Source organism: Rhodococcus sp. NPDC059234 (assembly GCF_042754225.1).
Classification (GTDB): domain Bacteria; phylum Actinomycetota; class Actinomycetes; order Mycobacteriales; family Mycobacteriaceae; genus Rhodococcus_G.
Map to the genome: position 1 here is coordinate 23,113 of NZ_JBHZAH010000062.1, position 6,000 is coordinate 29,112.

Consider the following 6,000-nt stretch of genomic DNA (forward strand, 5'->3'; position numbering starts at 1 on the left):
CCGGAGTGCGGACGAACCGAAGCCTCAGATGGGTACAGCGAACCGGGCGCACTGCTGCGTCGAGAGCATCAGTCTACCGGCAGCGGGCGGAATGTCCGGCGGTGCGACGCGTCCCGATCGCGTCCGATACCGGCGACCCGCGCGATCACCAACCGGCGGGCAGCGGCCGGCCTTCCGCGAATCCGGCCGCGGACTGCACGCCGAGCACGGCCTTGTCCCGCAGCTCCTCGATGCTCCGGGCGCCGGCGTACGTGCAGGTGCTGCGCACGCCCGAGCAGATGTGGTCGATGAGATCCTCGACGCCGGGCCGGACCGGGTCCAGCCGCATCCGCGAGCTGGAGATGCCCTCCTCGAACAGTCCCTTGCGGGCCCGGTCGAAGGCGTTGTCGGTGGCGGTGCGTGCGGCGACCGCCCGCTTCGAGGCCATGCCGAAGCTCTCCTTGTACGCGTTGCCGGCCTGGTCGTAGCGCAGGTCGCCGGGCGATTCGTGGGTGCCGGCGAACCAGGACCCGATCATCACGTTCGACGCGCCCGCGGCGAGCGCCAGTGCCACGTCGCGCGGGTGCCGGACGCCACCGTCGGCCCACACGTGGGCGCCGAGTTCACGTGCTGCGGCGGAGCATTCGGCGACCGCCGAGAACTGCGGGCGGCCGACGCCGGTCATCATCCGGGTGGTGCACATGGCGCCCGGGCCGACGCCGACCTTGACGATGTTCGCCCCGGCCGCGATCAGATCGCGGGCGCCGGACGCGGACACGACGTTGCCCGCGGCGAGCGGGACGCCGAGGTCCAGCGCGGCGACCGCGGACAGCGCGTCGAGCATCTTCTGCTGGTGGCCGTGCGCGGTGTCCATCACCAGGACGTCGGCGCCGGCCTCGACCAGGGCGGTCGCCTTGGCGGCGACGTCACCGTTGATGCCGACGGCGGCGGCGATCCGGAGCCGGCCGTTCGCGTCGAGCGCGGGTTCGTAGATGCCGGCGCGGATCGCACCGGTGCGGGTGAGGACGCCGGCGAGGGTGCCGTCATCCTCGACGATCACCGCGATCGGATCGTGCCGGGACTCGAGCAGCTCGAACACCTCGCGCGGGGAGGCGGAGACCGGGGCGGTCGCGAAGTCCGTCACCGCGACGGTGCTGAGGCGGGTGAACCGGTCGACGTCGGCGCAGGCGGCCTCGGTGACCACCCCGACCGGGCGGTTGTTCACGACTACGACGACTGCGCCGTGTGCCCGCTTGGGCAGCAGGGCGAGGGCGTCGGAGACGGAGTCGTCAGGTCCGAGGGTGACGGGGGTGTCGGCGACCAGGTGCCGGCCCTTGACCCAGGACACGGTCTCGGAGACCGCGGCGGCGGGCACGTCCTGCGGGATCACCACGATGCCGCCGCGCCGTGCCACCGTCTCGGCCATCCGTCGGCCCGCGACGGCGGTCATGTTTGCGACCACGATCGGGATGGTGGTGCCGGACCCGTCGACGGTCGCGAGGTCGACGTCGAACCGGGAGGTCACCTCGGTCCGGTTCGGGACCAGGAACACGTCGTCGTAGGTCAAGTCGTAGGGCGGCTGCTGGTTGTCAAGGAAGCGCACGTGCTACCACGATACCGTGTCTGCTGCGGGTTTGCCGTCGGCGGAGTGAGCCTGGGCACGGGAGAGTTCGACTGTGGTCGCGATCATCACGATCACGGCTACCACGATCACGGCGATGCCGGGCCCGGCGACGCGCAGCCGCTCACCCAGAACGGTGAACCCGAGGAAGGCCGCGACGAGAGGCTCGCCGATGGTGATCGCGGGCAGCGACGCCGCGAGCGACCCGGCGTGAAAGGCGAGCTGCTGCAGATAGAAACCGCCGATCCCCGCCACGATCAGCGCCCAGGTGACCCAGTTGCCGAGGACGGCGCCGAGTCCGTGTTCGAAGGTCGCGATCACCGGCTTGGTCATCGCGACGGCGACGCCGTACAGCGCGCCGCTGGCGAAACCGAGGAGCAGTGCCCGCGGGCCGGAACCGATCCGCGCGGAGCTCGCCGCGACCGCGGCGACGCACAGCCCGGCCAGAACGGTGAGGGGAATCAGCCAGTGCCGTGCGGTCGCCGAGTCGTCACCCGCGGTCGGGTCGCCGACGATCAGGAACACGGCGAGCGAGATCGCGAGGGCTGTCGCGGTCGCCCAGGTGCGTCGGGTCATCCGGGTGCCGGCGAACCGTGCGGACAGTGGCAGCGCGAACAACAGGGTGCTGACGATGAGTGGCTGCACGACCAGCACCGAGCCGATGCCGAGCGCGGCCGCCTGGAATCCGTATCCGCCGACGTCGCCGAGCAGCCCGGCCCACCAGCGGGGGCTACGGATCAGCTCGCTCAGCAGTGCGTCGTCGTCGGCCACCCCGGCCGCCGCGTTCTGCTGGAAGACCGAGCCGACTGCGAACAGCAGGGCCCCGACGAGCGCGAGAACGACGGAGAGCACGGGCAGGTCCATGCCGGTCAGCTTCCTCCTCGACGCCGCCCGCCGCTGGTTCCCGCGCCGCGCCCGCCGCGTGTGCCGCCGCGCACCGTGGTCGATCCGGGCCGCTTGCGCCGGTCGCCCTGCCGCGCCGGCTTCCGTTCCGGTGTCTGCGCGGGTGCGGGCGTCGGCGGGGCCACCACCGGGATCATGCTTGGCGGCCGCGCACCGGTGAGCGCGGTCAGCCGGGGATGTCCGGGGCGAACGTCGACGCCGATCAGGTCGACACCGGCCTTGCGGGTCAGTGCCGCGACCTCGTCGCGCTGGTCCTCCGTCACCAGCGTGACCACTGTCCCGGTCTCGCCGGCGCGGGCCGTGCGGCCCGCCCGGTGCAGATAGTCCTTGGGATCGGCGGGCGGGTCCACGTGCACCACGAGGGAGATGCCGTCGACGTGGATACCGCGGGCCGCGACGTCCGTGGCGACGAGGACCGGCGTCTCGCCCGAGCTGAACGCCGCGAGTGCGTGGGTGCGGTAGTTCTGCGACTTGCCGCCGTGCAGCGCGCCCGCGGCGACGCCGACCGCGCGCAACTGGCCCACCACCCGGTCCACGCCGTGCTGGGTACGCGCGAACATGATGGTCCGTCCGGGCCGCGAGGCGATCTCGGCCACCACGGCCTGCTTGTCGGCCCGCGAGACGAAGAGCATGTGGTGGGCGGTGCCCGGGGCGACAGCGGCCGCCGCGGTGGTCGCGTGCGTCACCGGATCGCGCAGGTACTTGCGAACCAGGGTGTCGACCTCGCCGTCGAGGGTGGCGGAGAAGAGCAGCCGTTGGCCGGTCGCCGGGGTGCGGTCGAGCAGGGTGGTCACCTGGGGGAGGAAGCCGATCGCGGCCATGTGGTCGGCCTCGTCGATCGTCGTCACGCGCACGTCGGCGAGGGAGGCGGCGCCCTGGTCGATCAGGTCGGCGAGGCGTCCCGGCGTCGCGACGAGCAGATCCACCCCGCGCGCGAGGCGCTCGGCCTGCTTCTTGGTGGGTACCCCGCCGTAGACGACGGCGATACGGAGTCCCAGCGCGAGGGCCGACTCGTCGAGGGCCCGTTCGATCTGTGCCGCAAGCTCTCTCGTCGGCGCGAGCACCAGGCCGCGCGGACGTTTCGGCGCGCTGGGTGCCCCCGTCAGGCGGACGAGCATCGGCAGTCCGAAGGCGAGGGTCTTGCCGGACCCGGTCGGGCCGCGGCCGAGCACGTCACGACCGGCGAGGATGTCGGGAATCACTGCGGCCTGGATCGGGAAGGGGGCGGTGATCTTCTCCCGGTTCAGTGACTGGACAAGCGCCGGCGGCAGCCCGAGTGCCGCGAAGGTGGACCCGGTCGTGGCGGGGATGGACATGACGCGGTTGCCTCCGATGATCGACGCCGAGCGTGAGGAACGGGTCGGCGCAGGTCGACACTACCCGGAATCACGGACGGTCCCGCCCCACGCGGCCACCCGCGCGGGGTGTGCTCGATTCCTGTCGGTGGTCGGGTGCACCTTGGCCATTCGAACATTCATTCGACATGCGGGGGTCATCATGTGCGAGATATGTGACGGGATGACGCCGGAGTGTGCGCGGCGACGGTTGTTGCGCATCATCGACCGGTGCGGGTGGGCACTGCAGTACGTGGAGTCCGCCGTCGACGAGCGGGGAATCCACCCGGCCTTCTGCTACACGGTCGGCCTGACCGAGATCGACTGCCCGGAGGTGGTGGTCACGGGGCGCGTCGTCGACCAATCGGCGGCGGTCCTCGACGAACTCGGCGCGCGACTGTGGGACGGCGACTCGCTGCGGCCGGGGGAGCGGATCTCCGCCGGCGGGCTCGACCTCTTCCTGGTCGAGGTGCGCGAGTGCGAATCGTGGTTGCTCGGTGCCGTCGCACTGTACGGGCAGGGGCAGGTGAGCGCGCTCCAGGCGGTGTGGGCGGACTGTGAGGGGAGGTTGCCGTGGGAGGGGACGGTCGGTTCGGCGATCGTGCAGCCACTGCTCGGCCCGCCTCCGGGCGGGCGGGTCGTGTGCTGATTCGTTGCGATAGCTCCTGCGTCCGAACAGGAATAATGTCATAAGGCGGCTTATCGGCAATTAGGCCGAGCCGGCTCGCCGACGAACCTGCGGATTCACGACGCCACGAGGGGAGGGGTTGCCTCACGCGCAGCGGCCCCCGATAGCGACGCGCGCGAACGGGTCACTACCGGGGGCCGGCGGGGCGGAAGGGGTCGAAGTCAGTCGAGCGGTTCGAACTCGCCCAGCCGCCACGTCTGGTCGAACCACGGTTCGAGCGGCCCGTACAGGCGGAACAGGGGGAACCAGGACTTGCCCGGGAGGTTCTCGACATAGTTGGACTCCCTGCCCTCCGGCGGTGTGGGGCCGAAGAACAGGTCGTGCGAGCCGTCCTCGTTGGCGACCGGTTGACCGGAGTTGCTCGCCACGGCGGGCCAGATCGTCGACGGGACCTGGATCAGCGATCGGGTCTGGGTGTCGTAGAGGTCGACGGCCCAGAAGTTCCTCACCGGCGGATTCGGGTCGACGTGCAGCCGATAACTACGGCCGCCGTCGAGCACCGCGCCCTTCGCGTCGTGCACGTGTAGGCGTAGGCGGAGCCGGCGCCGACCTTGGCATGCGCCATCGCCGGGGTGATCACCGTGGCGATGTGACCGGACACCGGCCGGGATCCCCGCGGTGGCATCGGGACGGGCCGCGGACGTCGAGTTCTTCGAGAAGTTCCGGGTCTGGTCGCAGGAGTTCCCGCCCGCCGACCGCGACGTGCGCCTGCAGCAGAACTTCACCGGCCTCGGCCTGACCGGCGCCGCACCGCTGACCGAGGCCGGCCCGGAACTCGTGGCCGCGCTCGACACGGAGTACACGGCCGGACGCGCGCACGTCGAAGAGGTTGCCCGTACGGCGCCCGGTATCAGGCGGGTCAACGGATGGCTGCTCGCCATCCACGGGTTCGACTACAACGTCGACACATTCGAGGTCGGGACGGTCGACAGCCCCGACTGGAAGATCGCCGACGACACCCTGCGGATCGTCAGTCGGGCCGCGGCCGCGCGCGGGACTGTGGGGAAACCACGGCTACGAGGCGCCTACGCGCTGACCTACGTCGACCTCGACGGCGCACCACTCGACGGCGCCCACAGCTACCGGATCACGCTCGACCCGGTCCCGCCGGTCGACGCGTTCTGGTCGCTGACGATGTACTCGGTGCCCGACTTCTACCTCGTCGACAACCCGATCGACCGCTACTCCGTCGGCGACCGCACACCCGGACTCGTCGCCGACGACAACGGCGCCGTCACGATCACCGTCAGCCGTGACGAGCCCGCCGACCCCGCGGACCGGGCCAACTGGCTGCCGGCCCCGGCGGGGCCGTTCCGTCCCGCCCTGCGCATGTACTCGCCGCGCAAGACGATCCTCGACGGAACCTACGACCTCCCGCCGTTGGTCAGGGTCGACTGACGAGCAGGCGGACCCGCTGCTCGGTGTGGGGGCGGGGGGGGGAGGGGGTGCCGGGGGGGGGGCCTTGTGTTGGGCCC

Annotated in this window: 6 protein-coding genes; 2 read left to right on the top strand and 4 right to left on the bottom strand. The window is 71.5% G+C overall.

Annotated elements, in window-relative coordinates; all coding sequences use genetic code 11:
• Positions 1-145: 145 nt before the first annotated feature.
• Genes ACFXGJ_RS14635 through ACFXGJ_RS14645 form a run of 3 tightly spaced genes read right to left on the bottom strand, consistent with a single transcriptional unit; the run spans position 146 to position 3,819 of the window.
• Complete coding sequence (locus ACFXGJ_RS14635) at positions 146-1,582, bottom strand: GuaB1 family IMP dehydrogenase-related protein (RefSeq protein ID WP_378620952.1); 1,437 nt, start codon at positions 1,580-1,582, stop codon at positions 146-148.
• 3 nt (positions 1,583-1,585) lie between these two features.
• Positions 1,586-2,464 (bottom strand): DMT family transporter, encoded by an 879-nt coding sequence (locus ACFXGJ_RS14640; RefSeq protein ID WP_378620955.1) that lies wholly within the window; start codon positions 2,462-2,464, stop codon positions 1,586-1,588.
• Between the two features lie 5 nt (positions 2,465-2,469).
• The gene (locus ACFXGJ_RS14645) at positions 2,470-3,819 is read right to left on the bottom strand and encodes a DEAD/DEAH box helicase (RefSeq protein ID WP_378620958.1); all 1,350 of its coding nucleotides are present in this window, start codon (positions 3,817-3,819) and stop codon (positions 2,470-2,472) included.
• A gap of 202 nt (positions 3,820-4,021) precedes the next feature.
• Between ACFXGJ_RS14645 and ACFXGJ_RS14650 the strand changes: the two genes are divergently transcribed.
• The gene (locus ACFXGJ_RS14650; protein ID WP_378620960.1) at positions 4,022-4,486 is read left to right on the top strand and encodes a DUF4262 domain-containing protein; all 465 of its coding nucleotides are present in this window, start codon (positions 4,022-4,024) and stop codon (positions 4,484-4,486) included.
• A gap of 200 nt (positions 4,487-4,686) precedes the next feature.
• Here the strand turns inward: ACFXGJ_RS14650 and ACFXGJ_RS14655 are convergent, their stop codons facing one another.
• Positions 4,687-5,046 carry a DUF1214 domain-containing protein gene (locus tag ACFXGJ_RS14655; protein WP_378620962.1) on the bottom strand — a complete coding sequence of 120 codons (360 nt, stop codon included), beginning with the start codon at positions 5,044-5,046 and terminating at the stop codon, positions 4,687-4,689.
• Positions 5,047-5,143: 97 nt separating this feature from the next.
• Between ACFXGJ_RS14655 and ACFXGJ_RS14660 the strand changes: the two genes are divergently transcribed.
• On the top strand, positions 5,144-5,923 hold the full coding sequence (locus ACFXGJ_RS14660; RefSeq protein ID WP_378620964.1) for a DUF1214 domain-containing protein: 780 nt from the start codon (positions 5,144-5,146) through the stop codon (positions 5,921-5,923).
• The last annotated feature ends 77 nt before the right edge of the window (positions 5,924-6,000 follow it).